Annotated in this window: 32 protein-coding genes and 4 tRNA genes; 12 read left to right on the top strand and 24 right to left on the bottom strand. The window is 66.4% G+C overall.

The genetic code is table 11. The features are described from left to right. Positions 1–6 precede the first annotated feature (6 nt). Genes ACEWX3_RS04630 through ACEWX3_RS04615 form a run of 4 tightly spaced genes read right to left on the bottom strand, consistent with a single transcriptional unit; the run spans position 7 to position 3,416 of the window. Positions 7–477: a hypothetical protein gene (locus ACEWX3_RS04630; protein ID WP_374158772.1), complete on the bottom strand. Its 471-nt coding sequence runs from the start codon at positions 475–477 to the stop codon at positions 7–9. Beyond that, positions 470–655, bottom strand: coding sequence for a hypothetical protein (locus tag ACEWX3_RS04625; RefSeq protein WP_374158771.1), 186 nt, complete (start codon positions 653–655; stop codon positions 470–472). Before ACEWX3_RS04625 ends, ACEWX3_RS04630 begins: the two co-directional genes overlap by 8 nt. Then, positions 655–1,965, bottom strand: coding sequence for a phage portal protein (locus tag ACEWX3_RS04620; protein WP_374158770.1), 1,311 nt, complete (start codon positions 1,963–1,965; stop codon positions 655–657). The genes ACEWX3_RS04625 and ACEWX3_RS04620 overlap by 1 nt, the downstream gene beginning before the upstream one ends. Further along, positions 1,962–3,416, bottom strand: a complete 1,455-nt coding sequence (locus ACEWX3_RS04615) for a terminase large subunit domain-containing protein (RefSeq protein ID WP_374158769.1) — start codon at positions 3,414–3,416, stop codon at positions 1,962–1,964. The genes ACEWX3_RS04620 and ACEWX3_RS04615 overlap by 4 nt, the downstream gene beginning before the upstream one ends. A gap of 14 nt (positions 3,417–3,430) precedes the next feature. On the opposite strand from ACEWX3_RS04615, the gene ACEWX3_RS04610 reads away from it, so the two are divergent. Then, positions 3,431–3,667 carry a hypothetical protein gene (locus ACEWX3_RS04610; RefSeq protein ID WP_374158768.1) on the top strand — a complete coding sequence of 79 codons (237 nt, stop codon included), beginning with the start codon at positions 3,431–3,433 and terminating at the stop codon, positions 3,665–3,667. A gap of 382 nt (positions 3,668–4,049) precedes the next feature. Here the strand turns inward: ACEWX3_RS04610 and ACEWX3_RS04605 are convergent, their stop codons facing one another. From ACEWX3_RS04605 to ACEWX3_RS04575, 7 genes are all read right to left on the bottom strand, one after another. After that, on the bottom strand, positions 4,050–4,382 hold the full coding sequence (locus tag ACEWX3_RS04605) for a hypothetical protein (protein WP_374158767.1): 333 nt from the start codon (positions 4,380–4,382) through the stop codon (positions 4,050–4,052). Then, positions 4,379–4,930, bottom strand: coding sequence for a hypothetical protein (locus ACEWX3_RS04600; RefSeq protein WP_374158766.1), 552 nt, complete (start codon positions 4,928–4,930; stop codon positions 4,379–4,381). Before ACEWX3_RS04600 ends, ACEWX3_RS04605 begins: the two co-directional genes overlap by 4 nt. Further along, on the bottom strand, positions 4,927–6,240 hold the full coding sequence (locus ACEWX3_RS04595) for an AAA family ATPase (protein ID WP_374158765.1): 1,314 nt from the start codon (positions 6,238–6,240) through the stop codon (positions 4,927–4,929). The genes ACEWX3_RS04600 and ACEWX3_RS04595 overlap by 4 nt, the downstream gene beginning before the upstream one ends. Further along, positions 6,237–6,587, bottom strand: a complete 351-nt coding sequence (locus tag ACEWX3_RS04590; RefSeq protein ID WP_374158764.1) for a DUF2742 domain-containing protein — start codon at positions 6,585–6,587, stop codon at positions 6,237–6,239. The genes ACEWX3_RS04595 and ACEWX3_RS04590 overlap by 4 nt, the downstream gene beginning before the upstream one ends. Then, positions 6,584–6,940, bottom strand: a complete 357-nt coding sequence (locus tag ACEWX3_RS04585) for a hypothetical protein (RefSeq protein WP_374158763.1) — start codon at positions 6,938–6,940, stop codon at positions 6,584–6,586. Before ACEWX3_RS04585 ends, ACEWX3_RS04590 begins: the two co-directional genes overlap by 4 nt. Continuing rightward, positions 6,940–7,152: a hypothetical protein gene (locus tag ACEWX3_RS04580; protein WP_374158762.1), complete on the bottom strand. Its 213-nt coding sequence runs from the start codon at positions 7,150–7,152 to the stop codon at positions 6,940–6,942. Before ACEWX3_RS04580 ends, ACEWX3_RS04585 begins: the two co-directional genes overlap by 1 nt. 146 nt (positions 7,153–7,298) lie before the next feature. Further along, complete coding sequence (locus tag ACEWX3_RS04575; RefSeq protein WP_374158761.1) at positions 7,299–7,562, bottom strand: helix-turn-helix transcriptional regulator; 264 nt, start codon at positions 7,560–7,562, stop codon at positions 7,299–7,301. 243 nt (positions 7,563–7,805) lie between these two features. Between ACEWX3_RS04575 and ACEWX3_RS04570 the strand changes: the two genes are divergently transcribed. Next, the gene (locus tag ACEWX3_RS04570) at positions 7,806–8,084 is read left to right on the top strand and encodes a hypothetical protein (RefSeq protein ID WP_374158760.1); all 279 of its coding nucleotides are present in this window, start codon (positions 7,806–7,808) and stop codon (positions 8,082–8,084) included. Positions 8,085–8,181: 97 nt separating this feature from the next. After that, a complete protein-coding gene (locus ACEWX3_RS04565) occupies positions 8,182–9,261 on the top strand; it encodes a tyrosine-type recombinase/integrase (RefSeq protein WP_374158759.1) in 1,080 nt (359 codons plus the stop codon). 44 nt (positions 9,262–9,305) lie between these two features. On the opposite strand, the gene ACEWX3_RS04560 is transcribed toward ACEWX3_RS04565, so the two are convergent. The 3 genes from ACEWX3_RS04560 to ACEWX3_RS04550 all read right to left on the bottom strand — a co-directional run bounded on the left by ACEWX3_RS04560 (position 9,306) and on the right by ACEWX3_RS04550 (position 9,605). Then, positions 9,306–9,379, bottom strand: a tRNA-Phe gene (locus ACEWX3_RS04560). Positions 9,380–9,419: 40 nt separating this feature from the next. Beyond that, positions 9,420–9,496 (bottom strand) — tRNA-Asp (locus tag ACEWX3_RS04555). 36 nt (positions 9,497–9,532) lie between these two features. Continuing rightward, a tRNA-Glu gene (locus tag ACEWX3_RS04550) sits at positions 9,533–9,605 on the bottom strand. A gap of 119 nt (positions 9,606–9,724) precedes the next feature. On the opposite strand from ACEWX3_RS04550, the gene ACEWX3_RS04545 reads away from it, so the two are divergent. Then, positions 9,725–9,800, top strand: a tRNA-Lys gene (locus tag ACEWX3_RS04545). Positions 9,801–9,832: 32 nt separating this feature from the next. Here the strand turns inward: ACEWX3_RS04545 and ACEWX3_RS04540 are convergent. The 4 genes from ACEWX3_RS04540 to ACEWX3_RS04525 form a co-directional block, all read right to left on the bottom strand. Further along, positions 9,833–10,546, bottom strand: coding sequence for a hypothetical protein (locus ACEWX3_RS04540; RefSeq protein WP_374158758.1), 714 nt, complete (start codon positions 10,544–10,546; stop codon positions 9,833–9,835). Between the two features lie 166 nt (positions 10,547–10,712). Beyond that, positions 10,713–11,615 (bottom strand): serine/threonine-protein kinase, encoded by a 903-nt coding sequence (locus tag ACEWX3_RS04535; RefSeq protein ID WP_374158757.1) that lies wholly within the window; start codon positions 11,613–11,615, stop codon positions 10,713–10,715. Between the two features lie 120 nt (positions 11,616–11,735). Further along, complete coding sequence (locus ACEWX3_RS04530; RefSeq protein ID WP_374158756.1) at positions 11,736–12,401, bottom strand: L,D-transpeptidase family protein; 666 nt, start codon at positions 12,399–12,401, stop codon at positions 11,736–11,738. A gap of 20 nt (positions 12,402–12,421) precedes the next feature. Beyond that, entirely contained in the window at positions 12,422–13,438 is a 1,017-nt protein-coding gene (locus ACEWX3_RS04525; RefSeq protein ID WP_374158755.1) for an oxygenase MpaB family protein, read from the bottom strand. A 90-nt stretch (positions 13,439–13,528) separates the two neighbouring features. On the opposite strand from ACEWX3_RS04525, the gene ACEWX3_RS04520 reads away from it, so the two are divergent. From ACEWX3_RS04520 to phoU, 5 genes are all read left to right on the top strand, one after another. Next, complete coding sequence (locus tag ACEWX3_RS04520) at positions 13,529–14,110, top strand: TetR/AcrR family transcriptional regulator (RefSeq protein WP_374158754.1); 582 nt, start codon at positions 13,529–13,531, stop codon at positions 14,108–14,110. Between the two features lie 106 nt (positions 14,111–14,216). Next, a complete protein-coding gene (locus ACEWX3_RS04515) occupies positions 14,217–15,227 on the top strand; it encodes an acyl-ACP desaturase (RefSeq protein WP_207064594.1) in 1,011 nt (336 codons plus the stop codon). 47 nt (positions 15,228–15,274) lie between these two features. Further along, a complete protein-coding gene (dusB, locus tag ACEWX3_RS04510; protein ID WP_374159782.1) occupies positions 15,275–16,408 on the top strand; it encodes a tRNA dihydrouridine synthase DusB in 1,134 nt (377 codons plus the stop codon). Positions 16,409–16,638: 230 nt separating this feature from the next. After that, the gene (locus ACEWX3_RS04505) at positions 16,639–18,648 is read left to right on the top strand and encodes an LCP family protein (RefSeq protein WP_374158753.1); all 2,010 of its coding nucleotides are present in this window, start codon (positions 16,639–16,641) and stop codon (positions 18,646–18,648) included. 114 nt (positions 18,649–18,762) lie between these two features. Further along, complete coding sequence (gene phoU, locus ACEWX3_RS04500; protein WP_152518715.1) at positions 18,763–19,431, top strand: phosphate signaling complex protein PhoU; 669 nt, start codon at positions 18,763–18,765, stop codon at positions 19,429–19,431. 82 nt (positions 19,432–19,513) lie between these two features. On the opposite strand, the gene pstB is transcribed toward phoU, so the two are convergent. The 6 genes from pstB to ACEWX3_RS04470 form a co-directional block, all read right to left on the bottom strand. Beyond that, positions 19,514–20,290, bottom strand: a complete 777-nt coding sequence (pstB, locus tag ACEWX3_RS04495; RefSeq protein ID WP_207064596.1) for a phosphate ABC transporter ATP-binding protein PstB — start codon at positions 20,288–20,290, stop codon at positions 19,514–19,516. 20 nt (positions 20,291–20,310) lie between these two features. Then, positions 20,311–21,225: a phosphate ABC transporter permease PstA gene (pstA, locus tag ACEWX3_RS04490; protein WP_374158752.1), complete on the bottom strand. Its 915-nt coding sequence runs from the start codon at positions 21,223–21,225 to the stop codon at positions 20,311–20,313. Beyond that, positions 21,222–22,289, bottom strand: a complete 1,068-nt coding sequence (pstC, locus tag ACEWX3_RS04485) for a phosphate ABC transporter permease subunit PstC (protein WP_207064598.1) — start codon at positions 22,287–22,289, stop codon at positions 21,222–21,224. The genes pstA and pstC overlap by 4 nt, the downstream gene beginning before the upstream one ends. A 66-nt stretch (positions 22,290–22,355) precedes the next feature. Beyond that, positions 22,356–23,501 carry a phosphate ABC transporter substrate-binding protein PstS gene (gene pstS / locus ACEWX3_RS04480; RefSeq protein WP_207064599.1) on the bottom strand — a complete coding sequence of 382 codons (1,146 nt, stop codon included), beginning with the start codon at positions 23,499–23,501 and terminating at the stop codon, positions 22,356–22,358. A gap of 103 nt (positions 23,502–23,604) precedes the next feature. Beyond that, positions 23,605–24,525, bottom strand: a complete 921-nt coding sequence (mshD, locus tag ACEWX3_RS04475; protein WP_221354398.1) for a mycothiol synthase — start codon at positions 24,523–24,525, stop codon at positions 23,605–23,607. Then, positions 24,522–25,346: a response regulator transcription factor gene (locus ACEWX3_RS04470; protein ID WP_373889003.1), complete on the bottom strand. Its 825-nt coding sequence runs from the start codon at positions 25,344–25,346 to the stop codon at positions 24,522–24,524. The genes mshD and ACEWX3_RS04470 overlap by 4 nt, the downstream gene beginning before the upstream one ends. A gap of 176 nt (positions 25,347–25,522) precedes the next feature. Between ACEWX3_RS04470 and lmeA the strand changes: the two genes are divergently transcribed. From lmeA to ACEWX3_RS04455, 3 genes are read left to right on the top strand one after another with little or no spacing between them, the layout of a single operon-like run. Further along, positions 25,523–26,308 (top strand): mannan chain length control protein LmeA, encoded by a 786-nt coding sequence (lmeA, locus tag ACEWX3_RS04465; protein WP_374158751.1) that lies wholly within the window; start codon positions 25,523–25,525, stop codon positions 26,306–26,308. Next, positions 26,305–26,727 (top strand): thioredoxin family protein, encoded by a 423-nt coding sequence (locus ACEWX3_RS04460; protein ID WP_207064603.1) that lies wholly within the window; start codon positions 26,305–26,307, stop codon positions 26,725–26,727. The genes lmeA and ACEWX3_RS04460 overlap by 4 nt, the downstream gene beginning before the upstream one ends. Before the next feature lie 29 nt (positions 26,728–26,756). Continuing rightward, positions 26,757–26,849 carry an Ms5788A family Cys-rich leader peptide gene (locus ACEWX3_RS04455; protein WP_372512029.1) on the top strand — a complete coding sequence of 31 codons (93 nt, stop codon included), beginning with the start codon at positions 26,757–26,759 and terminating at the stop codon, positions 26,847–26,849. The last annotated feature ends 20 nt before the right edge of the window (positions 26,850–26,869 follow it).

Below are 26,869 nucleotides of genomic sequence, written 5' to 3'. Positions count from 1 at the left end.
TCCCTTTCATCCGGCTTTGCCGCGCAGGATTGCGGCGAGGTCCACGTTAGACCCGCGACCCGACACGACACCTTGGCCGATGTCACCAGTCGGGCGGCGGCTGGCCAGGTGCGGCTTGCGGTCGAGGAGATCATTGACCGCGGCAGTCAGCGCGTCGCGGTTGTCGAGGTGCGCCTCGTCGAACGGGAGATCAGTGGGGTCGGCGAGCTTGCCGGTGGCCCGCACCAACTCGGTATGCAGGCGTTGGGCGTAGGTGTCGCCCTTGGTGGCGCGCTCCCGGTAGCCGGCGGATTCGCGTCTCAGCCTCTCGACGTAGGAGCGAGGGAAGGTTTCCTCGGTGTCGGCTTCGGTTTCTTCGGCCGGCGTTTCCGCTTCAGTGTCGGTGTCATCTGCTACCTCTGAGGTTTCGGTTGAATCGCTGGTCTCGGTCACGGTGATGTCTTCGTCAGTGACTTCGGTGGGGGTGCCGTCATTCATTGGTGGTGTTCTCCTGTGCTCTGAGTCGGGTTACGGCGTCGGCCAGTTCTGTGGCCAGTTCGATGGCTTCGGCGGCGGTCATCATGTAGGTCAGTGCCCCGGTGCGTATTCGGACAGGGCGGCCTGTCTCCGGTGCGATAGTGACGGTGGGTTCTAGGTCTCGGGCGGCGAGCCGCATCAGGCCACCTCCGAGATCGCGCCTGCGGACCGGATCTTGGTGATCTCGTCGTCGCTGTAGCCGAGCTTGCTCAGCGCGTACGAGGCGGGTAGCAATCCCGCTTGGTAGAGCTTCACCACGGCGTCGGCTTCCTGGGCGACTGAGCGGGTGGCGGCGTCGGCCCACTGGACTCGGATGTCGTCGATCAGGTTGGGGTCGCGGCCATCCCGTACCGCGATCATGAGGCGGGCGACCTGTTCCCAAGCCCTCCCGAACTGTGCTTGGCGGGCCTCGGCGCGGGCCGTCAGGGAGGCTTCGGCGGCTCGCAGGGCGTCGGCTGAGGCGGGGTTGTCGGAGAACACCCCGACGTAGTGCGCCGGCAGCGTCGACACGGCCATGACCTGACCGAGCAGCACCCGCACGCTGGCTTCATACCCTGTGAGGTCGGCGGCGTTGAGCTGGCCGAACTTCGCTTCGTTGTTCTCCGAGATCATCGCCCGATGCCCCTCGGGGATGGGGTTGACTTCCCGCATCACCGGCTGCTCGTCGTCGTCGAGGACCGGGTTGCCGTCCTCATCGGTCACGGGTTCTTCGGTCAGCTCGATCCCGGTGGCCCAGCGGCGCGGCCGCCCAACGTATTCGGAAGTGACCATCATGTCGGCCAGGGACTTGTTCAAGGCGTCGACCAGCGGTCTGAGATCGTCGATCTCGGAGGAGCCGTAGTCGGTGACGATGCGGTCGGTGTTGCGCAGGTTCACCACGGGCACGACGCCGAGCGGGTTGGCGATCTCCTCGACGGTATTGAATCCTTGGGTGGTGGCGCCGGTCTGGTTGGCGCGTAGCCGCACGATCCGGTCGGGCAGGTACAGCGCGGCCTCGGTGGTGGTTTTCGTTTCCCACCGCTTCACCGCGGCCACGATCTGGCGGGTGCCGGGGTCCATCTGCGCGGCAACCTGACTGGCCGACTCGACAGTCACCTTGGGGCGGCCGAACTGGTCGGCCCACACGATCACATAGGAGTCGCCCAGCAGCAACGCTTCCCGGTGGGCGACACCGGAGGTTTGGTCGCAGTCGCAGCGCACCCAATCCGCCCACAGGCCAGCGTCTCCGGTGAATCCGGTGATGCGCAGCCGCTCGGCGAGGGCGGTGACGGCCAGGCGGGGAATGTTGGAAGCCATGATGCCGAACCGGTTGCCCAACGCGGTCTTGGCCTCCGGGGACAGGAACGCCAGGGGCTGTGTGCCGGTGTAGTAGCGGTTCAGCTCGGCGTAACGGGCCTGGGGTTCGTCGAGTCGCTGCATCAGCTCAATCAGCAGTTCGTCTTGGGTCATGAGGCAAAGCTCCTTACTCGTTTACGGGATTTGGTGGTGTGCCAGGCGGCACGGTCGAACGCCACAATGGCGGCGACGGCGGCGTCGATCTTGCGGGGCGACCCCTTCTTGTCCTTGGAGACGAGGTCGCCCTGCGGGGTGCGTTTCGCAACGCAGTGCGCAATGTGGGCTGCCATGCGCGGATCTCCGTCATGAGTCACGGTGTTCGTGACGACGGCTTGATACAGCCGGTCGGTGGCTGGGGCCATCCGGGCGGCGTTGGCGGTGTTCCACTCCAGCACCCGGCGTTCGCCGTGCCGCTTGGCCCACAGCTCGATCTCTGAGCGCCATCCCCACGGGTCGCAGGCCAGTTCGGCGACGTCGTACTTGGTGAAGGCGATATCGACGGCGCGGTCGACGTCCTCACGCGGCACACGCCAGCGCGGATCTCCGGGGTTCTCCCACAGACCCTCGACCCACAGGTGTCCGTCGAGGGTGCAGCCGACCAGGGCCGTGCTGTCGCCGGACGCGGAGCCGTCGAAGGCCAGGACGACACGTTCGCGGGGCTGAGTGCGCCTGTGGGCCTGGCAGGCGTCCCAGGCTCCCCACGGCAGCCACGCGTCCGCCCCGGTCACCCACTGGCCCAACCGGAGCTGCCGGAACACCGGCTCACGCAGCGTCCGCCGCGCGGCTTCGAGGCCGTCCTCGGCGAGGAACGGCTCCTCACACGCCAGAGCCGGATTGGCGGCACGCCATGCTTCCCGGTCGTCGGTGCGGCAGCCCTCCGGGGCACCGAACTCCTTGAGGTAGAACGCGGGGTCATCGCCCATGCGGCCGTGCTCCACGAGGCGCCACATGATGCAATCCGGCGACGACGAGGGCGTGCTGATCGCCAACGTCAGCGACTCCGGACGCTTCCCCGACACGCTCGTGACGGCTTCCCAGGTGGCCTCGGTGACGACATGCAACTCGTCCACGATCAGCAGCGACGGATCATGCCCATGCAGGGCACCCGGTTCGGCCGGCAGCGGCAACAACAGGCTGTCGTTGTGCGGGACGACGATCCGGTCCGCGAAGATCTGCGCCCGATCCTCGAGATCCGGGTTCAACTCGATCATCCGCCGCGCCATCCGCAGCGTAATATTGGCCTGACGCTGATCGGACGCAACCACCAACACCTCAGCCGACGGTGGACCGACGAACAACTCCGCGACCGCCAGCATCGCCGCCAAACCCGTCTTACCGTTAGCGCGGGCCACCGACACCAGACCCGTCCGAATACCCGGCGCGAACGCACCCGTGATGATGTCGGTCTGGAAGTCTCGCAGACGTACCGGCTTGCCAGCACCCACACCCTTCGGCACCAGCAGATAGTCCGCGATGAACGCCAGGCGGCGACCCGCTCGATCCTCGGGGAGCCCGGAGAAGTCCAGCGGCGCGGCCTTGATCTGGCCTTTTGGTCCGGCCTTCATGGGACACTCCCATCATGCCGTTCCGCGTGAAATTTCAGGACATCGTCCGCACCCACGAGCCCGTCTCCGTAGGGGATTACAAGCCCAAGCTCTACCGGGATGCCGGTGACTACTACGAGTTTCTTGATCACGGCACTCTCAAGGTGTTTGACGAGTCTGAGAACCAGACGATGTATTACGCAGCTGGCACGTGGGTCTACGTGGAGACCCTCGACGGGCAAGAACCCGGACCGCCGCCAGGAATCCACTGACATCAAGCCGCACCTCGCGGTGTGAGACGCAAACTTTGCCTGGGCCGGGGTCGCTGAGGGGGTACCCCCGGTGTCCCTCCCCTGGTGGCTGAGGGTCCGCGTGCGGCTCCGGCGGCGCGGTTGCATGGTCCGCAGCGGATGGCGATGTCCTGCAGCCTGATCGGCTTGCCGGCGGCTTTGCGTGCCCAGGCTTCGGGGCTGTGGTCGGCCTGTAGGTCTTCGGTGGTGCCGCAGTCGAGGCAGAACGGTTGGAGTCGTCTGGCGCGCTTGGAGAGTCGTTTCCAGTTGGCGTCGTAACCGCGTGCGGTGGCGTGGGTGGTGTGCTCGGTGCAGCGTGGGCCGTTGCAGGGTTGGCCGCAGTCGAGGCAGGTGGTGAGGGTCATCAGCTGGCCTGCCATTTCAGTTCGCATCGGATGTGGTGGTCGGTGGTGAGGTCGCGGACGGTGATGGCGGGGCCTTGCATTTCCCAGGTTCGGCCGTCGTGTCGGATGGCGTCGTTGGGGCCGATGTTCTTGGTGGCGGTGGTGGCTGGCAGGTAGGCGGTCGCGGTGAGGGTGACGACGTTCGTGGTGCCGTGGGTTTCGGTGGGGGTGTCGACTTGTAGTGAGCAGCCGGCCACGGTGGTGGTGGTCTCGGTGATGACGGGTGTGCCGAGTGGGCCGTACTCGCCTGTGGGTGTGCGGGTGATGACGTCGAGGGTGGTGTTGCCGATCATTGGTTGCCCTCGGCTTCCATGCCGGTGAGGCGTCGGATGCCGTTGTCGACGATGTGCATGCCGACGTCGGTGGACAGTCCAGGGACGAGGGAGATGTAGACGTCGATGAGGGCCAGGATGGTGGCGGTGAGTTCGTTCTGCTCTTGCAGGACGGCGGCGATGTCGTTGGTGTCTTGTCGGGCGTGGGCTGAGATGAGGCGTGCGGCTCGGCGCCATTCGTGGGGTACGAGGTTGTCGGGGTCGTAGTCGGGGTTGGTGTAGGTGTCGATGCCTTCGGCGAATGCGTGTTGCCCTGATTCGGTGAGGAGTTGGGCGGCGAGCGCGCTGAGGGTGGCGAGGACCGCGGCGATGAACTGGGCGGTTCGCCCGGTGTCGAGGGCTTCTTGGAGGGCGGCGTTGACGCCGTCGCGGTTGTTGTGGCAGCGCCATTTGAGGAAGACGCCTGCGCGTCGGTAGTCGCTGGCGTCGGCTGGGGTGGTCATGTCGATGTTCTCCTTGGGTGGGGTGGTCCAGTAGTCGTCGGGGACGAAAATCACGCGGCGGTTCATGAGGCGCGCTCGCTTGTTTGCTGTCGGCGGCGTTGGCGGCGTCTGCTGGTGATCAGCACAGGCGGCCGACCGCCTGCGGGCATGTCGGCGGGTGTAGGTCGTGATGAAACTGATGAATGTGATGAAATGGCTGGTAAAGGCTGGTTTTTGATTTCATCAGTTTCATCACTTTCATCACTCAGGGATTTGTCCGCTTTTTGCCCCTGACCAGTGTTTTCATCACTTTCATCAGTTTCATCAGTGGTATTTATGGGGACGTAGGCGCCGCGACCGGATTTGAGGATCAGACCCTTGTCGGCAAGGCGCCCGAGGGTGTTGCCAGCGATGACCGGACTGACGTCGAGGTAGGCGGCGAGATCCTTGGGGGTGGTCTCCTTCCTGGACTGGACGTACGCCAGCGCGGACAGTGAGCGATCAGCGAGTCGAGAGGTCTTCTTCTCGTGCGCGTCGGCGGCACGCTGGCGGGCAGCATTGGCTGCGGCGGCGAGATCTTCACCTTCGAGTGACCATCGGCAGTCGGTGACCGAGACGGCGTATTCGCCCTCGGCGATGTCCCGGCCGGTGACGCTGAGCGTGCCGCTGGGCGACTGACGATCGCGCGTGAGAGCGAGGGTGAAGTCAGCCGATCCGTTCACGCCCTGGGAACCGCTGATTGTGTCCATCCAGTCGTCGGCACCTTGCTTGCGGGTGTGGTGCACGGCCAACAGAGATGAGCCGGGGAAGGCGTCGGTGATGGCTTTGAAGTCGCGGCCGGCTTTGTAGTCGGCGAGGTATGGATTCTCACCGCGTGCCGGCTCCCGGCGGGCGACTGCGAACGTGTCGAGGATGACGAGACCGTTGGGATGCTCGGTCAGGAACTCGACGATCACTCCGGGGATGACGAGAGGCTGTACCTGGGTTGCGATGTGCAGGTTCTCCGTGGGTGTCCTGCCGAGTTGCGTCATTCGCGCTTTCAGGCGGCGGGGGCCGTCTTCGAGAGCAAGGAGGAAGACGGGGCGTTGCTCGACGGGGATTGACCCGAGTACGAATCCGCCTTCGGAGCACGCGAGGGCGATGTCCAGGGTCAACCACGACTTGCCGATCTTCGGCTTCCCTGCGATCAGGCCGAAGCCCTCGGTGATGAGTCCGGGGACGTGTTCGATCAGGTCGTCATAGACGGTCGTGTAGATGTCCAGCGCAGTCTTGGTGATGGACATCAGGGAGGGCGGACTGTCGGCGGCCCGCTTCTCGGCCGTGTGCCTGTCGCAGGACTCTTCCGGGTCGTGGAAGTCGTCACATCCGAGGCAGTACTTTTCCTGGCGGCGGCTCACGCGGACCTCCTGAGTTCGTCGATTTCTCTGCGCCGCTGGACCTGGCGGGCTACCTCGGTCCAGTTCTCGCCGCCGTGCACGTCCTCGGCGGCTTGGGCGCGTGCCTGTTGCCCGATCTCGACTTGCAGCACGTGGTGCTCGCCCGCGACGGCCAGCGCCAGCAGCTTTCGGGGGTCAGCGTCGTCGAGGGCGCGCCATGCTGGGGTGCCGGCCCACGGCAATGCGGTGTTGGCCTGAGATACGACGGCGGTGATGAATTCGTGGGTGGCCCACCAACTGACTTCCTGAGACGCGGGAGAACCCGCACCCCAATGGGTGCGGGTCTCCGCGTTGTGGGCTGCCGTCACCGCGTCAATCCCTGTTGGATGTCAGCGGCTCGGACAAGAGTGGCGGCGAGGGTTCTCGCGGCGTCGGAGCGAAGCCGGATGTTCTGCTCGACCCACTCCTCACCGATGCGCTTCTCGATGGTCAACTCGACACCGTCGTACCGTTGACCGTCCGGGGCGAGTTCACCTGACGTCATGGCGCTCGGGTGAGCGGTGGCCGTCGCGGTGACCCATATGCTCGGTTCGTGCCGGTCGTCGTCGAGCGGAATGGTCTTGACGCCGTGAATCATCCGCATGCAGTACGGAAAGTTGTCGTCGTGGGTCTCGCCGGTACCGCGGTGGTCGCACCACACGGCGTGGAAGTCGCTCCCCATCACCGCACCGCCTTGGTGTCGGCTTCCAGGGCGTCGGTGGCCTTGTCGATGAGGACAGAGGCGTTGCGCAGATTCCACAGCGCGTTGACGATGTCGACGAGGGCGAACATCGGGACGTCCTCGGGCATGTCGCGGATGACTGCGTTGATGTCTGCGCGGATCAGGTCGATCCGGTTGACGGCGTCGTCGAGAGGCTGGATGTGTGGTTTCATGGTGTTACCTGTTCTCTGGTGAGTGATGGGTTGTTGACGGCCTCGGGGTGGCAGCCTCGGGGTCGTCGTCTTTTCCGGGCCTGAGGTCCGGGGTCTTATCGGCCGCGGGATTGAGCCCGAGGTCGCAGTGCCATTCCTGAGGTCGCCTAAGCAGCATCGTGGCCGCCAAACTGCTCGTTCTCCCAGGCAATTAGGTCCGACAACCTGTAGCGGCAGTGCCGACCAAACCGGGCGTACTTGGGGCCTTTACCCTGCGATGCCCACTGCGCGAGCGTTTTCTCTGGCACCCGAAGTCGCTCGCCGACCTCCGGGCGCGTCAGCCAGTAGTCCTCGGATGAGGGCACTAGGGCCATCAGCTCCTCCTGTTGTGTTGATTTACTCAATTCGCAACCTTTCTTGCGTTGCTGCACGCAGCCTAACTCGGTCGCGTAGATTCCCGCAAGGGATGGACTAAGCTGCGTGCTATGCCACAGGGTTGGGAACCGGAGAATTGGGCAGAGGCGCAGGCGTCGAGGGTGGCCCGCGAGATCACTCGATTGCGCGGGTCGCGCTCTGCACAGTGGTTATCTGACCGCACAGAAGAGCTGACCGGCTGGCGGGTGAGTCGATCAGTAATCACCGACTTGGAGAATGGACGTCGTCGGCATGTAGGCGTGCACGAATTGGTGGTGTTGGCGTTGGCGCTATCGGTAGCGCCCCTCCAACTCCTCTACGGGTCTGACGATGGCGCTCAAATCGAGTATCGACCAGGTGAGATCGTTCCAAGGTTGTTGGCAGTACAGGAATTTTCCGGCATCACTGATCGGGCGATTGACGACTACGAGCGCCAAGTTGAGGCGCTTCGGGCCGCGGTCGAAGCTACAAACGCGGCAGCGCAAGAGATTGACAACATCCTTAAGGACAGGCTGAAGGGCGAGCGCCGTGGCCGGTAGACCACCTCTCCGTATTGGGCAGCACGGCAAGATCACCCGGGTGCAGGCCGCTCCGGGCGTGTGGGTGGCGCGTTGCCGGTACAGGGACCGGGACGGTGTGACGCGCCGTCTGGAGCGGATGACTCCCGCCGGGGTTGAGGACGAGTACGGTGCCGCAGCCGAAGAGGCATTGTGGAATGCGATTTTGGAGAGGCGGCCTCCAGGCACGGGGACGATCACTGGCAGCACGCTGGTCGGTGAACTCCTGGACCGCTATATCGAACGGTGCAAAGCGGATGGTGACCTCGCACCGAAGTCGGTCGACACGTACGAGGCCACCCTGAACACGGTCAAGTCGCGGTTCGTCGGCATCCGGGTCAGCGAAGCCGAACCCGGGCTGCTGGCCGACATCCTGAACGGCATTCGGCGCGACCACGGGGCCACGCGGCAGCGACACACGAAGGTGGCACTGAATGCGGTGCTGACTGACGCGGTGATGGCCGGTGCCCTGCAGACCAACCCGGTACGGGAGATTGTGGCCAGACGAAAGAAGAAGGCCGAGAAGAAGCGAGTGAAGGGTGCACCGGCCCTCGACGACGGCCAGGTGGAGACGCTCCTACACGCCATCGCGGAGTCCGAGGTGTGTCAGCAGAAGGATCTCCGTGACCCGGTGATCATGCTGGCAGGCACGGGACTGCGGCGCAGCGAGTTGCTCGCGCTGCGATGGGAGGACGTAGACCTCGACAATCGGGTGCTCACTGTGACGGGGTCGGTGGTGCGACTCAAGGGGCGGGGGCTGGAGCGTCAGGACACGACGAAGACGGGCGAGGACCGGTCGATGGCCCTCCCCCAGTTCGCCGTCGACATGCTGCACAGGCGCAAGGCTGGACGGCAAGGGCCGAACTCGGCTGGTGTGATTTTCCCGTCGTCGTCGGGCACGCTCCGAGATCCCGACAATTTCGGGAAGCAGTGGCGTGAGGTCCGTGACGATCTCGGACTACCTGAAGTGTCGAGCCATAGCTTTCGGAAGACGGTAGCGACGTTGATCGACGATCAGGGGTTATCGTCGCGCTTTGCCGCCGACCAGATGGGCCACGCACGGGTGTCCATGACGACCGACGTCTACATGGCCCGGAAGCAGGTGCATACGGAAGTGGCTGATGCTCTCGACCGCGTCATCGGTAAAAGAGGCGAATAAACGTCAGATTTTGAACGGGGACGAGGGGTAAACACCCTCTGAGGTGGCCAGGGCCGGGATCGAACCGGCGACCTTCCGCTTTTCAGGCGGACGCTCGTACCAACTGAGCTACCTGGCCGGACGGCACCGATCACTCGCTACCGAGTGCCTCGCCGCAATGGCGACCCTGACGGGACTCGAACCCGCGACCTCCGCCGTGACAGGGCGGCGCGCTAACCAACTGCGCCACAGGGCCTTACTGTGCGACTTCCGTCGAAACGGTCGCCACGCGTACCCCCTACGGGATTCGAACCCGCGCTACCGCCTTGAAAGGGCGGCGTCCTAGGCCGCTAGACGAAGGGGGCCAGCCGAATCTCTCCGGGGTACTCGCAACGTCGTTCCGTTGGGAGCTTCGATAGCTTAGGGTACCGAGCCCCAAATCCTCAAACGAGCAGCCCACCGCTATCCTTTTGCAGGACACCACGCCCCTATAGCTCAGTTGGTAGAGCTACGGACTTTTAATCCGCAGGTCCCAGGTTCGAGCCCTGGTGGGGGCACCAGCAGGAGCGCTGGCACCGCCGTCGCGGCGGTGTCAGCGGTAGTAGACCTCGTTACCGGAGGGGTATCCGCCGCCGGTGGTCGTGACGTGGACGTGGTCGTAGTGCCCGTATCCACCGGAGCGCGCGCCGCCGGGGGTGTAGTACACGCCGCGCCAGATGGCGTCCTGGATGCCGAAGCGCTCGGCGTTGTTCATCACGTAGGCCACGATCTGGTTGCCCAGCGCGATCCCCGTCTGCGAGCCCGGGTTGGGGATCATCACGTCGAGTGCGAGGCCGTCGGGATGCCAGCGCAGCGCGTCCTGGCGTACGCCGCCGATGTTGTTGATCTCGGGGAACACCGCACTGATGCTGCGGGCGGTGAGGATCGTGCGGACCTGCAGGCCGCGCTCGGGGGCGACGCCGGCGGGCAGGGTGCGGCTGACGACGCGCCAGCGGGAGGCTGCGAGGGCCGCTTCCTCCACGGGCGCACCCGCGTCGACGATGGTGACGGGGGCGGGCGGATGCGCGACAGGCGCGGCCACGATCTCGACGCAGCAGGGCGGCTCGGCGGCCGCAGCGTTGGGGTCGGCGGCCGGGGGGTTGGTGTCGGCGGCCGGCGGGGTGGCCTCCGCGACCGGCTGGGCGGCGATCTCGGCGACGGGACCCGGATCTCCCTTGCCGACCAAGAGGACGGCGGCCGGCGCGCACACCGAGGCCACATACACCGCCGGGTTGCGTCGCTTTTTGACTATCGAGTGACGACCCACGTCTAGCAAGATACGGAAAAAACCCGCAATGTACAGCACCGCGAGGCATTTCTGAATACGACGCGCGGATCGTTACCGGACCGGAATTGGCCGGTTAGCATCGCTCCATCCCAGGGTGGCACAGTGCGTCGTTCACGTCATTTCCCCAGGTCAGGCGCGCCGTTGGTCAGAGCGCCAGAAGCAGCGCGACAACTATGAGAACGGCCAGGACGGCTGCTGCGGCCGCCAACACCACACCGGTGCGTTGGACCCGCGCGACGGGCGGATCGAGGCTGGCGCGCATCTGCTGCGCGGTGGCGAAACGCCAGCGCGGATCCCGCGCCATCGCCCGTTCGATGGTGCTCACCAGAGCGGGGTCGATGTCCGGTCGCAGGGCACTGAGCGGCGGCAGCCGTCCGGCGTTGATGGCGTCGGCCAACGCGGCGAGGTTCTCCTGCGGATAGGCACGCCGGGCGGTGAGCGCCTCGTAGCCGACCACACCGAGGGCATAGAGGTCGTCACTGGCGGTGGCGGGCCGCCCGGCGATGCGGTCGGCAGGCAGATAGGCCATGGTCCCGAAGACCCGGTTCGTCAGCGTCTGCGGGGTGTCGGCGCTCTTGGCCACGCCGAAGTCGGCGATCTTCACTGCCCCGAACGGGGTGAACAGGATGTTGGCCGGCTTGATGTCGCGGTGCAGCACGCCGCTGGCGTGCGCCGCCTGCAACGCCGAGAGGACGTCGCGCAGGATGGCGCGGACGTGGTCGGCAGGGAGCGGCCCGGACTGCGCCAGGACGTCGGCCAGGCTCTGCCCGGGCAGGCGCTCCAGCACGATGTAGTGGCGGCCCTGGTGGACTCCGGTGTCGTGCACGGCGACCACGTGCGGATGGTTCACCACCGCGGCGGCCCGCGCTTCGGTGGCGAACCGGCGCCGGGTGTCGGGCTGGGTGCTCACGCCCGGGTAGAGCAGTTTGACCGCGACCGGGCGGCCGAGCTGGCGGTCCCATGCGTCCCGGACCTCGGCCATGCCGCCGCGGCCGAGCACGCCGCGCAGCTCGTAGCGTCCGCCGAGGACCTCCTGCTGCGCGTGCATGCTTTCCAAGCTAGCCAAACCCCGCGCTCGACAAACCTCACCACACCGCGTCGAGACTGCAGTCAGTGCGGGAAACTGCGAGTACACGGCGCAGCCGGCGCAGCACCGACGCAGGAGAATTCAGGCCGTCGGCGTAGGGCCGGTCAAGCCCACCCCGATGGTGATCTCGGGTTGGGCGGCGGGGTCGAGCCATTCCAGCACCGAGCGCATCTCCTCGCGCCCGATGGCCACGCATCCCCAGGTCGGTTCACCGTCGGACACGTGCAGGAATATGCCCGCCGACCTGCCCGGAATGCGCTCCGGGTTGTGGTCGATGAGCACGGCGTAGTCATAGATGCCGCCGGAGTCGTACAGGTTCTCGGCGTCGTCGGAGTCGATCTCGGCAGCGTGCACGTGGGTGTTGTAGGTCGGAGAGTCGACGTCCTCGTCCCACCAGTCCTCGTCGGTGGCCTGGAAATACGGCATCCGCGTGCCCGGGTTGGGTTCGCGACCGAAGGCCTGCCCGAGTGGGAACGTACCCACCGGGGTGCGGAACACATCGTCTTGCGGGGCACCGACACCGAGCTCACCCAGGTCGGCACGGACGGGCCCCAGCACCTCTCGCCAGTGCGCACCGTCGCGCTGGTAGGCCGTCAATGTGGCGACCGGCGAGTCGGCGGCCGGAGCGCTGACCACGATCAGCTGACGTGGCGCGGGCGGCTCTGCACCGGCGCCACCGGCCAGTGCTGTCGCGGCGACGAGAACCGCCATCGCAGAACCGAATCCCGCCCCCCGCGCCCAACGCATCGGCACACTGTAGCGGGAGCTCAGACCTCAGGGCTGTAGAAGTGTGGGTCGTCGCGGTATTCGACGGGCGGCAGGTTCCGGGCCGGCGTCTCCACCAACGGCGCATCCACCGGGAGTCGGCCGTGCGCGCGGTCCCAGGCCGAGCGTTTACGCGGGTGCATGAGCATGCGCTTGGGCAGCACCCGGGTCAGGCGGTAGATCGCGGTACCGAACGCGCGGTGCAGTTGCTCCAGCCGCGGCGACCAGGTGTAGCCCATCAGTTCGCGCACTGCGGGGTCGAACAGGCCGACGGTGGTGAAGTTGAAGAACTGTTGCATCGCGGCGACATTGAGCCGCCACATCCAGTCCGGCATCCATTCCAGCGACGGATGCTTGGGCATCGTCGACAGGTCGAGCACGGCCCGGGCGGCCCAGTTGTTCTCCAACACGTTGTGGCACATGTGGTCCCAGTACTGCTGGAAGTCTTCCCAGGACTTGGGCACGGGCCTCATGCTCATGCCGTACATCCGGTACCACTGCACGTGCTCGTCGAACAGTTGGCGCTTCTGTTCCTCGGTGAGGCCACCGCCCAGCCATTCCGCCGCCAGCAGCGTGGATTTGAAGAAGGTCGCGTGCGCCCAGTAGAAGACCTCGGGGTTGAGCGCGCTGTAGCGCCGGCCCTGATCGTCGACGCCCTTGATGCCGATGTGGTAATCGCGGACCTGCGCGCCCGTGGTGGGCGCCCGGTGACCGTCGAAGACGACGCCGCCGATGGGATACACGGACCGGAACAGGCGCGGCATCCGCTCCAGGAAGAAGATGGAGTGCTGCTGCACCGCGGCGCCCAGCTGGGGATGCATGTTCTGCATCGACCCCGCCCACGGCCCTTGCAGCATGCCGGTCCACTGGCCGAAGTACCGCCACGTCAGCGAGTCCGGACCCAACGGCTGCGGCGGAGCGTCGTAGCCGCCGCTGACCGGGCAGCCGGTCGCCAGGGGCTCGGGGTCATGGGCCGATCCCGTGGTCTCGGGGCCTGCCGCGGACGTATCTTGAGTCACTGGTCGAACTTCCCTCGAGAGGTCGGAGAGACGCGTACGCCTCACGAAATTTTGACTACATACGTTGTCATCGAGGAGCTTAGGAGAGCGGTGCCGTCCGGTCAACGACGCGGCAGGTGGTCGGGCGTCCCGCTGCGGGAGCGCCCCGCTCTTCGCCGCGACGAACTGCTCTCCGCCGGCATCACCCTGCTGGGCAGCCCCGGCGGCCCCGGCCTGACCGTTCGCGCGGTGTGCCGCGCCGCCGGACTGACCGAACGCTACTTCTACGAGAGCTTCACCGATCGCGACGAATTCGTCGCCGCGGCCTACGACGAGGTCTGCGCGACAGCCATGTCGACGCTGATGGAGTCCGACAGCCCGCGTAGCGCGGTCGAACGCTTCGTCGCCCTCATGGTGGACGACCCGGTGCGCGGCCGCGTGTTGCTGCTGGCACCCGAAGCCGAGCCGGTCCTCGCGCGCTCCGGCGCGCGGTGGATGCCCAACTTCATCGACCTGCTGCAGCGCAAGCTGACCCGGATCACCGACCCCACCGCGCAGGTCATGGTTGCGACCGGGCTGATCGGGGCACTCACTGCATTGTTCACGGCGTACCTCGACGGCAGGTTGCCCGCGACCCGCGAGCAGTTCATCGACCACTGCGTTGAGCTGTTGCTCAGCGCAGCCGGCCGCTGAAACCCCGCCCGACCTGGGTGCGCGCCGCCGCGTGGCGACTTGAATGTCACCGCCGTACACAGATATATTGACTGCAACCATCAGGTACAGATAACTGGGAGGTGTCGTGTCGAAAGACCTGACCGACCTACAGCTTTTGCGCGAACTCGAGCCCGTCGTCGAGCCCCTGGTCGACCGCCACATGCGGATGAAGAAGGACTGGAATCCGCACGACTTCATCCCCTGGTCGGACGGCAAGAACTACTACGCTCTCGGTGGCCAGGATTGGGACATCGAGCAGTCGAAGCTCTCCGAGGTGGCCCGGGTCGCGATGCTGACGAACCTGCTCACCGAGGACAACCTGCCGTCCTATCACCGCGAGATCGCGATGAACTTCAGCATGGACGGGCCGTGGGGTTTCTGGGTCAACCGATGGACCGCCGAGGAGAACCGGCACGGCATCGCGCTGCGCGACTACCTGGTCGTCACCCGCAACGTCGACCCCGTCGAGCTGGAGATGCTGCGCGTCGAGCAGATGACCCGCGGGTTCAGCCCGGGCCAGAACCAGCAGGGCGGACTCGAGTTGTTCGCCGAGAGCCTGTTCGACTCGGTGATCTATGTCACGTTCCAGGAGCTCGCCACCCGCGTGTCGCACCGCAACACCGGTAAGGCGTGCGAGGACCCCATCGCCGATCAGCTGCTGCAGCGCGTCTCGGCCGACGAGAACCTGCACATGATCTTCTACCGCGACGTCTCCGAAGCGGGCTTCGAGATCGCGCCGAACCAGGCGATGAAGTCGCTGCACAAGGTGCTGCGCAACTTCAAGATGCCCGGCTACACCATCCCGGATTTCCGCCGCCGCGCGGTGACGATCGCCTCCGGCGGGGTGTACGACCCGCGCATCCACCTCGACGACATCGTGATGCCGGTGCTCAAGAAGTGGCGCATCTTCGAGCGTGAGGACTTCAACGGCGAGAGCGCCCGGATGCGTGACGACCTCGGGGCGCTGGTCGAGGAACTACAGGAAGCGGTCGACAAGTTCGAGATCGCCAAGCAGCGTCGCGAGGAGCGGCTCGCTCAGATGGCCGAGAAGAAGGCCGCCAAGGAGCAACTGGTCGGCTCCTCCTCGGGACAGTGACGTCGGCGGCCCCGCCCACCCACGCACCGCTGTCGGCCCGATCCCCCTTGGAGATCGGGCCGATCGCGCTGCGGTCTCCTGTCGTGCTGGCCCCGATGGCCGGCGTGACGAACGTCGCCTTCCGCACCCTGTGCCGCGAACTCGAGTTGAGCCGCGCCAGCACCGTCAGCGGCATGTACGTCTGCGAGATGGTCACCGCACGCGCGCTCGTCGAGCGGCACCCGGTCACCATGCACATGACAACGTTCGCCCCTGACGAGTCACCGCGGTCGCTCCAGCTCTACAGCGTCGACCCGGCCAACACCTACGCCGCGGCGAAGATGATCGCCGACGAAGGCCTGGCCGATCACATCGACATGAACTTCGGCTGCCCGGTGCCCAAGGTGACCCGGCGCGGCGGGGGCGCCGCGCTGCCCTACAAGCGGCGTCTGTTCGGCGAGATCGTCCGCGCCGCGGTACGCGCCACCGAGGGCACCGACATTCCGGTGACCGTGAAGTTCCGCATCGGCATCGACGACGACCACCACACCCATCTGGATGCCGGCCGCATCGCGGCCGAAGAGGGCGCCGCCGCGGTGGCGCTGCACGCCCGCACCGCGGCTCAGCGCTATTCCGGTTCCGCCGACTGGGACCAGATCGCCGCGTTGAAGGCCCACGTCACGAATGTTCCGGTGCTGGGTAACGGTGATATCTTCGACGCTCGTGACGCGCTGGCCATGATGGCCGCGACAGGTTGCGACGGCGTGGTGATCGGCCGTGGCTGCCTAGGGCGGCCGTGGCTGTTCGCCGAGTTGTCCGCCGCGTTCACCGGGACTGCGCCCGCCGCCCCGCCGAACCTCGGCGAGGTTGCGCAGATCATTCGCAGACACGGCGAGTTGCTCGCTGCGCATTTCGGAGAGGACAAAGGCATGCGGGACATCCGCAAGCACGTCGCGTGGTACATGCACGGGTTCCCCGCAGGGGCGGACCTGCGGCGATCCCTGGCCCTGGTCAAGACCATCTCCGAGCTGGACGCGCTGCTCGACCAACTCGATCCGGAGGTGCCGTTCCCCGACGCGGCGAACGGGCCGCGCGGCCGCCAGGGGTCGCCGGCGTCGGTGTCGTTGCCCGAGGGCTGGCTCGACGATCCCGACGACTGCGCCGTGCCTGCCGGCGCCGAGGTGATGCACTCGGGGGGCTGACCCGTCGCAGCTCCGAGACGCTATCGAGACACTTCTGACGCCGGGCTTCGGCTGGCCCTCTCTCAGCATGTCTCAGTACGATGGACCTTTGATGTGCCTCGTCCCCGCGGCGGGGCTGTGACCAGTGCTTAACGACAGTAGGCAGGCAAGCGGCACCACGCGTGTCCGGTGCGCAACGGCGCGCACTCTTGCAGTCAGACGCCCACGGGAGCTGGAAGGCCGGTAGGAACATGAGTGACGGTGATCACGCCACTCCCGGCCGTCCGCCCTCCGGAGACGACCGGGTAGGCACCACGCCCGACGGTCACTGGACTACCGGACGCGGGTCGTCGACGCCAGACGACACGCCGCCGAACCGCCGAAACGATCCGGCCGCGAGCCCGGAGAAGTCCGCCCCACTGACCGTCGCCGAGCTGATCGCCAAGATCACCGGAGAGACAGCGTCCACCAATCCCCCGTTACAGCCCCGCACACGTCACCGCGCAGCCGCCGAGCCCGATCCAGAACCCGAGCCCGAGCCAGAACCCGAGCCCGAGCCAGAACCTGAGCCCTATCCGCTGCAGGACGAGCTCGACACCATGGTGCTGCCGGTCGCGGCGGCACCGTATGTCGACCTGCCCGACCTCACGGAACTGCGGGACCCGGCCGCACCGTCCGCCCCGTCCACCGCCGCGCCTGCACGGCGGCGTCACCCGCGCGCCGCGTTGGTGGGGCGGGCCGCCGCGGCACTGATCGCCGTACTCGCGCTGGCCCTCACCGGTGGGGCCTGGCAATGGCAGTCGTCCAAGAACAATTTGCTCAACCGCGTTTCGGCGCTGGACCCCGAATCCCGCGACATCGTCGACCCCAATGCCCAGTTCGGCGACGAGAACTTCCTGATCGTCGGCACCGACACCCGACTCGGGGAGAACGCCGACATGGGTGCGGGAACCATCGACGACGCCGCCGGCGCCCGGTCGGACACCGTCATGCTGGTGAACATCCCGGCCAACCGCGAGCGGGTGGTCGCCGTGTCGTTCCCCCGCGACCTCGAGATCGAACCGATGCTGTGCGAACCGTGGGACCCGCAGACCCGGGAGTACGGCCCGATAATGGACGAAGAGTCGCCCATGTACGGCAAGGACGAGGTCTACACCGAGTACAAGCTCAATTCGGCGTTCGCCGTCGGCGGTCCGAAATGCTTGGTGAAGGTGATCCAGAAACTCTCCGGCCTGCACGTGAACCGCTTCATGGCTGTCGACTTCGCCGGCTTCTCCAAGATGGTGGACGCGCTGGGCGGCATCGAGGTGTGCACCACCCAGCCGCTCGAGGACGGCATTCTGGGAACCGTGCTGGCCAACCCGGGCCGCCAGGTCGTCGACGGCCACACCGCGCTCAACTATGTCCGGGCGCGGCACGTGACCACCGAGGTCAACGGCGACTACGGCCGCATCAAACGCCAGCAACTGTTCCTGTCCTCGCTGCTGCGTTCGCTGATCTCCAGCGACACCTTCTTTTCGTTGTCGAAACTCAACAACGTGGTGAACATGTTCATCCACGACAGCTACGTCGACAACATGGACACCAAGGACCTCGTCGAACTCGGCCAGTCGATCCAGGGCGTCTCCGCGGGCCGTATTACGTTCGTGACGGTGCCCACGGTCGGCTATGCCGACGAGTGGGGCAACGAAGTTCCCCGTACCGACGACATGCGGGCGCTGTTCTCGGCGATCATCAACGACGACCCGCTCCCCGAAGAACGCAACGCGGACAACACCCCCGTCGAAGGCCCCGACTACCTGGCGAACTCGACCAACGGCGACCCCGCCACCGAGCACGGCGAGACGGTCGACGCCATCACCACCGACCCGTCCGCCGTCACCGTGCAGGTGTCGAACTCCACCTCCGAGAGCGGTCTGGCCAACAGCGCCGCCGACGAGCTCCAGAGCCACGGCTTCAACATCACCACACCCGACGACTACCCGGGCCCGCTGACGCGGACCACGGTGTTCTACTCCCCCGGCAACGAGAAAGCTGCTGCGACAGTGGCCTCGTCGTTTGCTGAACCCACCATCGAACGCGTGACCGGCATGGGAGACGTCGTGCAGGTGGTGTTGGGCAGTGACTTCAACGCGGTAGACGCACCCGCCCCGAGCGGCTCCTCCGTCCAGCTGCGGATCATCCACGGCGACGACGACACCCCCGTCTCGCTGCCCGAGGATCTGACGGTCACCAACGCTGCCGACACCAGCTGCGAGTAAGACCGACCAGTACGCTCGCGGCGGGTCTCCGACAGCATCCGGGCAGGTGGCATTCACCTTTCGTTCACCGGCCTAATCGTGACGACCAGCACGGTCAGCCCGTAGGCTTGGGTCATGCGTACCGCCTACCATGAGCAGTTGGATGCCCTGACCAACAGGCTGGCCGAGATGTGCGGACTTGCAGGGGTTGCCATGGAGCGCGCCACGCAGGCCCTCCTGCAGGCCGATCTGCCCCTGGCCGAACAGGTCATCACCGACCACGACCAGATCGCGACGCTGAGCGCACGCGCCGAGGAGGACGCCTTCGTGCTCCTGGCGCTGCAGGCTCCGGTCGCCGGCGATCTCCGCGCGGTGGTCAGCTCGATCCAGATCGTCGCCGATGTCGACCGGATGGGTGCGCTTGCGCTGCACGTTGCCAAGATCGCGCGGCGGCGTCACCCTCAGCCCGCGTTGCCTGAAGAGGTAAACGGCTATTTCGCCGAAATGGGACGTGTTGCGGTGGACCTGGGCCACAGCGCCCAGGAGGTGCTGTTGACCAAGGACCCGGAGAAAGCAGCCCGGATTCGCGAGGACGACGACGCGATGGACGACCTGCATCGACACCTCTTCACCGTGCTGATGGACCGCGACTGGAAGCACGGCGTCGCCGCGGCGGTGGACGTGACTCTGCTGGGCCGGTTCTACGAGCGCTTCGCCGACCACGCCGTCGAGGTGGCCCGCCGGGTGATCTTCCAGGTCACCGGCCACAACCCCGACGAGGAGCAACTTCCGGCAGCCCGCTGAAACCAGCCTGGAAAACACAAACCCCCGGGGAGCACCCCGGGGGTTTGTCGTTGCTCTGTTCGGCTCCGCCGTTTAACGCCGTTTAACCGAAGCGGCCCGAGATGTAGTCCTCGGTGGCCTTCTGCGACGGATTGGAGAAGATCTTCTCGGTGTCGTCGATCTCGATGAGCTTGCCCGGCTTGCCGGTGGCCTCGAGGTTGAAAAACGCCGTCTGATCGCTGACCCGGGCGGCCTGCTGCATGTTGTGCGTGACGATGACGATCGTGAAGTCCTGCTTGAGTTCCGAGATCAGGTCTTCGATCGCCAGGGTCGAGATCGGGTCCAGCGCGGAGCACGGCTCGTCCATGAGCAGCACGTCGGGCTGCACCGCGATGGCACGGGCGATGCACAGGCGCTGCTGCTGACCGCCGGACAGACCGCCGCCGGGCTTGTCCAGACGGTCCTTGACCTCGTTCCAGAGGTTGGCGCCCTTGAGTGACCGCTCGGCCGTCTCGTCGAGGGTCTTCTTGTTCCGAACCCCCTGCAACTTCAGGCCCGCCACGACGTTGTCGCGAATCGACATGGTGGGGAACGGGTTCGGCCGCTGAAACACCATGCCGATGGTCTTGCGCACACCGACCGGGTCGACACCGGCGCCGTAGATGTCGTCACCGTCGAGCAGCACCGAACCGGTGACATACGCCCCGGGGATGACCTCGTGCATGCGGTTGAGGGTGCGCAGCACCGTCGACTTGCCGCAGCCCGACGGACCGATGAACGCGGTCACACTGCGCGGCGGTACCGACATCGACACGTCGGCCACGGCGTGGAACGCGCCGTAGTAGATGTTGACGTCCTTGAGGTCCAGACGTTTTGCCATGGTGTCAGACTTCGCTTTCTCTAGACCTTCTTGGGGGCAAAGAATTTGGCGATGAACCGGGCGCCGACGTTCAGCAGCGCGATCAGCAGGACCAGGGTGAGGGCAGCGCCCCACAGGCGGTCCGTGGGCACCGGGTTGGCACCCGCGCCGGCCGACACCTGGTCGAACATCATGCCGGGTAGCGAGCCCTGGAAGCCGCCGAACATGTCGAAGTTGATGGACGTTGAGTAGCCCACCAGGATCAGCAGCGGCGCCGTCTCACCCATGACCCGCGCCAGCGACAGCAGGATTCCGGTGACGATGCCCGACAACGCGGTGGGGATCACGATCGCCGAAATCGTCTTCCACTTCGGCACGCCCAGTGCGTAGCTGGCCTCGCGCAGATCCATCGGCACGATCCGCAGCATCTCCTCGGTGGAGCGGACGATCACCGGAATCATCAGCAGCACCAACGCCAGTGACACCGCGAAGCCGGAGCGCTCGAAGCCCAAGGTGGCCACCCACAACGCGTAGATGAACAGTGCCGCGACGATCGAGGGCACACCGGTGAGGATGTCGACCATGAAGGTCGTCACCTTGCCCAGTCGGGTACCGCCGCCGTACTCGACGAGGAAGATACCGACGAACACGCCGACCGGGATCGAGATGACCGCACACACTGCGGCCTGCAGCAGCGAACCGACGATAGCGTGATAGGCACCGCCGCCGGGGGCGAACGCCGTCATACCCGACTGCGAGTTCAGCCACCAGGTGCTCGACAACACGATGCCGATGCCCTTGGCCACCACCGTATACAGCACCCAGGCCAACGGGACGAGGGCGACCACGACCGACGTCGTCACCAGCACGGTGGCCAGATTGTTGGAGAACTTCCGCCGGGCGCTGACACCCTGGAATGTGGGCGCCTTGACGGGCTGATCCAGTGTCGACGTCATGACGCGGACCTGTCCTTTCCGGCGACCGCGGCGCGGGCCAGCGAGTTCACCACGAACGTCAGGATGAACAGCACCAGACCGGCTGCGATGTAGGCACCCGCCTTGTACTGGTCGTTGAATTCCGATGCGGCAGAAGCGATCAAGCTGGCGAAGGTGTAGCCGGCATCGAACAGCGACCAGCCGAACGCCTCCTGGGTGCCGCGCAGGATGATCAACAGCGCGATGGTCTCGCCGAGCGCGCGGCCGAGACCGAGCATTGCGCCGCTGATGTATCCCGACATGCCGAACGGCAGCACGGTCGTCCGCACCACCTCCCAGCGCGTCGCGCCGAGCGCCAGCGCTGCTTCGATCTGACCGCGCGGGGTCTGCACGAACACTTCCCGCGTCACGGCGGTGATGATCGGCAGGATCATCACCGCCAGCACGATGCCGGCGGTGAAGATGGTGCCGCCACCGGCCACCGAGGCATTGCCGGTGGCGAACAGGAAGAACCAACCGCCGAGATTCTCGTTGAGCCACACCGCAACCGGCTTGAGCACCGGGGCCAGCACATACAGACCCCAGACGCCGTAGATGATCGAGGGCACCGCCGCCAGCAGGTCCACCATGTAGGCCAGCGGGCCCTTGACCCGGTTGGGTGCGTAATTGGTGAGGTAGATGGCGATGCCCAGGGCCACCGGCATCGCGAGGACCAGGGCGAACACCGAGACGAACACGGTGACCTGCAGCAGGTCGAGGATGCCGAACTGCATCGCCGACGTGTCCGTGGTGACCCAGTTACCGCCGTAGAGGAAGAAGTTCTCCTCGTTGCGGGCCAGTGCCGGGACCGCGCGCCACACCAGGAAGAACCCGATCGCGGCGATGAGCGCCACGATGAGGATGCCGGATCCCTCCGCCAATCCGCGGAAGATCCGGTCGCCGGGGCGGACCTTGGCGTGGCCACTGGGGTTGGTGGAAATGGGGTCCGGTTCGCCGAACGGCTCAGCCATCGCCGCCCCGGACCCCGCCTCCATCGGATTCGGTGTTGTCACGGATGTCGTTCCATCAGAAACCTTGTCGGTCATTCATCAACCTTGTGGGTCATTGTGTCAACACCATCCTCGCCGTTGCTCGGCTTCCGCGCTACGGAACTACGCAGACGAGCCGATGCCGTCGATCGCTTCCTGCAGGCGCTCGGTGAACCGCTCCGGCAGCGGCACGTAACCGGCCTCGGGCAGACCGGCCTGCCCCTGGTGCGAAGCGACCGTCAGGAACGACTTGACCGCCTCGGCGGTCTCGGCGGGATAGCCGTTGGAGCAGACCAGCGAGTAGGTGGCCAGCACCAGCGGGTAGGCACCCTCTTCGGTGGTGCCGTACAACGCCTGCAGGTCGAGCACCAGGTTGTTGCCCTCACCGGCGAAAGTTGCCGCATCGATGGCCTTGCCGGCCGACTCGTTGTTCAGCTCGACCGCGCCGCTGCCGTTGTCGATCTGGGCTGCGGGCAGACCGGCCTGGTCGGCGAAGCCCTTCTCGACGTACCCGATGGAGCCCGGGGTGGCCTGCACGGCCTGCACGACGCCGGACGACTTCTGCGCGCCCTCACCGGCGCCGCCCTGGAACTCACTGCCCGATCCCTTGGTCCAGGCTTCCGGTGCCGCCGCCTCGAGGTAGAGCTGGAAGTTGTCGGTGGTGCCCGACGAATCCGAGCGGTAGATCGGCGTGATGCCCTGATCGGGCAGCGTCTTGCCCTCGTTCAGTGCGGCGATGGCCGGGTCGTTCCAGTTGGTGATCCCGCCCTGGAAGATCTGGGCGATCACGTCGGCGTTGAGCACCAGGCCCTCGACGCCCTCGACGTTGTAGGCCATCGCGACGGGCCCGAAGACCAGCGGCAGGTTCCAGACCTCGTTGCCGTTGCAACGCTGCGTGGCCTGCTGGGCCTGCTCGTCCTTGATCGGGGAGTCCGAGCCACCGATGTCGACGTTACCGGCGACGAACTGCTCGCGACCGGCACCCGAACCGGTCGGGTTGTACGAGATGTTCTTGCCCTGGCAGACCTGGCCCCAGGTCTGGGCGAACACCGCCATGGCGTTCTGCTGGGCCGACGAGCCTTCAGCGGTCAGGGTGTCCTTGCCGCCGCACTCCTCGGCCGAACCCGCAGCCGCGGTCCCGGTATCGCCGCCGGTGTTCCCGGATGTGCCGGTGTTGTTGTCGCTACCGCACCCCGCGAGGGCCAGCGCGGCGATCGCAGCCGCCGAGACCGTCGTGCCGAACGTCTTGCCGATGCTGTTGAGCTTCACTTATCCCACTTTCGGTTGGCTCCAAACTCACGGGCAACGTATGCGCCCGTGGTGGACGGTTCGGGGATGCCAAGTGAACGCAAGGTGAACAGGTTTACCGACCTCACAGGTGAGCGGTCGGACCCGCGGCGTACGCGGCATCGGTGTTGGACACCTCGAAACCCAGCCGTCGATACGTCTTCACCGCGGCGGAGTTGTCGGCCTCCACATACAACATCACCGACGCGTCGTGCGGTCCGCCTGCAAGTTGGTCAGCGAGGTGATGCAGGCCGATCAGCGTCAGCACGTTGCCCAGACCCCGGCCCTGCGCCGCGGGGTCGACACCGACCACATAGACCTCACCCAACGACTCGGAATGCACCTTCGTCCAGTGGAATCCGAGTAGGGCGCCGTCGGCGTCGTCGTAGGCCAGAAAGAGCCCGGCCGGGTCGAACCACGCTTCTCCCCGACGCTCGGCGAGGTCGCTCTCGCTCCAGCCACCCTGCTCCGGATGCCAGGCAAAGGCTGCGTTGTTGACCCGCAACAGCTCGGCGTCGTCATCGGGACCGGAATAGGTGCTCACCCGCACCCCGGGGACAGCCGGCACGGCCGGCAGATCGTTCAGCGGGCGGCGCATCTGCAGCAGCTCGCGCGCCACCTCGAGTCCGAGCGCCGCGGCGGTGGCCCGCGCCGGCTCGAGGTTGCCGTGGGCCCACACCCGCGTGCCGGGCCCACCGGCGGGCAGCGCGGTGCGCAGCATCGTCGTCCCGACGCCGCGACGCCGCGCCGCCGGGTGCACGACCAGCTCCGCCATCGCCGGGCCGGCGTCGTCGGCGGGCGCGAGGTTGAGGTAAGCGGCCACCCGGTCACCGTCGGTGGCGAGCAGGTGCCGAGTTCGCTCGTGCGCGAGTTCGCGCAGGACCTGGTCACCGACCGGGGCCACTCCGTCTGCTGCTTCGGCCGCGGCGATCAGATCGCGAACCGACCGCTGGTCGGCGGCGGACAACCGTTCTCTCCAGCCGACCCGGGATGGCGCGGGATTCACTGACTACGCAACGCGTTGTCCAAGGCTTCGGGCACCCCGCCGTGGTCGAATCCGTCGATGCTGTCGGCACCGTCGTAGTCGTCGTCGGCCTCGGGATCGAGGTCGTCGTCGAGGTCCGATCCGGCGGCCGACGGGCGCCCCCGCGCGGGCCGGACCGCCTTGTAGCCGACGTTGCGGACGGTGCCGATCAGCGACTCGTATTCGGGGCCCAGCTTCGCGCGCAGCCGACGCACATGGACGTCGACGGTGCGGGTGCCGCCGAAGAAGTCGTAACCCCACACCTCCTGAAGCAGCTGTGCGCGCGTGAACACGCGGCCGGCGTGCTGAGCGAGGTATTTCAGGAGCTCGAACTCCTTGTAGGTCAGGTCCAGCGGACGACCGCGAAGCCTGGCGGTGTAGGTGCCCTCGTCGATGACCAGTTCACCCAGGCTGATCTTGCCGACGTTCTCCTGGCTGGCCATGCCGCCGCGGCGGCCCACCAGTAGCCGCAAGCGGGCGTCGATCTCGGCCGGGCCGGTCCCGGGAAGCAGGATCTCGTCGAGGCCCCATTCCACGTTGACGGCCACCAGGCCGCCTTCGTTGACCACCGCGACGACGGGCACCGACGTTCCGGTGGTGCCCAGCAGACGGCACAGACCGCGCGCAGCGGCCAGGTCGGTACGCGCGTCGACGATGGCCACGTCCGCGGTGCCGGCTTCCAGCAGCGACGACACCTCGGTCGGCGCGGTCCGCACGTTGTGGGCAAGCAGTGACAGTGAAGGCAGAACCGATTCGGGATGCGGGTCCACCGTCAGTAGGAGTAGGTCCAACTGGCCCTCCAACAGTCGTGGAGATCTCTCGCCGGGATCTCGCCGAGACGACCATGTCGCGGTGACTTCCCAGATTCATGCCTGACACACGGCCGTTACCCGGCCGATAGCTCTCTGAGGATAGCGCGCCACCTGCCGGTAAGCCGAGCCGAACCTGACTTGCGCATCCGGTGGGCGACAATGTCGGGGTGCGCAAGCTCGTGATCGGCATCTCCGCGGTCCTGGCCGCTGTCGTGGTCGGCGCCGTCGGCACGGACTTCGGAGCGGCGATCTATGCCGAATACCGCCTGGCCAGGAGCGTGCGCAGCGCGGCGGATCTGAACTCCGACCCGTCGGTGGCGATCCTGGGCTTTCCGTTCATCCCGCAGGCCATGGCCGAGCACTACGACGAGGTCGAGATCAAGGCCAGTGGTGTTGATCACCCCGTGGTGGGCAAAGCGTCACTGGAAGCCACGCTGCACTCGGTGGAGCTCGGCGATTCCTGGCTGGTGCCGCCCGACGCGACGCTGTCGGTCGAGAAACTGGAGAGCCGGATCATCATCGACTCGACACACCTGGGCCGGTTCATGGGTATCACCGACCTGCTGGTCGAAGCCCCGACCGACGAGGACGCCGCGAAAGTCACCGAATCCGGCATCTCCGCCCCGCGCGGGCTGGTGTTCACCGGAACCCCCGACAAGGCCGGCTTCGCCGACAGGGTGAGCGTCTCGGTGGACCTGTCGATGGCCGGGCCGGACCAGTCCACGCTGGTGTTCACGGCCACGGATGTGCTGACCGGCCCCGGCACCGCCGACCAGGACGTCCCGGAGGATCAGCTGCCCGCGGTGCTGGCCGCGTTCTCGGCCGGCCTGCCCGAGCAACAGCTGCCGTTCGGTGTGGCCCCGACCCACCAGGGCGCCCGGGGGTCCGACGTGATCATCGAGGGCATCACGGACGACAGGACCATCGACCTCGGCGAGTTCCGGTCGTCATGAGCTTCTCGTGGATCTTCGTCGTGGCGATCGTGATCGCCGTCGTCGGCATCGGGTTCGTCGTCAGTCAGCTGCTGCGTCTGCGCGCCGGGCTGAGCCGCGACGTTCCCGAAGCCACCGTCGTCGACCCGGCCGCTTTCGGGTTGTCACGCTCGGGGCCCACGATCGTGCATTTCACGGCTGAATGGTGTGGGCCCTGCGTCGCGTTGCGCCGCGTGGTCGAGGAGGTGTGCGCCGAGCTGCCGTCGGTCGCGCATGTCGAGATCGACATGGATGCCGATCCTGAGGCTGCGCGCCAACTTTCGGTGCTGTCGCTGCCGACGACGTTCGTCTTCGACAGCGAGGGCCGGCAACACTACCGCGCGTCCGGCGTGGCGACGGCAGCTGAGCTGCGGGGTGCAGTGGAGCCACTGTTGGCTTGATCACCCGGTCATTGGGTAAGCTGACTGCCGTGTCAGCCCGCCTCGAGCTCGTGCTCACGAAGCGCCGCGCAGTGGATCTGTGCCGCGTTGCGGGTTGTTTCTGTTGTTGTCGCAGCTGCTGAGTAGCCGCGCGCCTTCTTCT

The organism is Mycobacterium sp. G7A2 (assembly GCF_041902445.1).
Taxonomy (GTDB): Bacteria; Actinomycetota; Actinomycetes; order Mycobacteriales; family Mycobacteriaceae; genus Mycobacterium.
The sequence above is the reverse complement of the archived record's forward strand: the minus strand, read 5'-3'. Positions and strand labels throughout refer to the sequence as shown.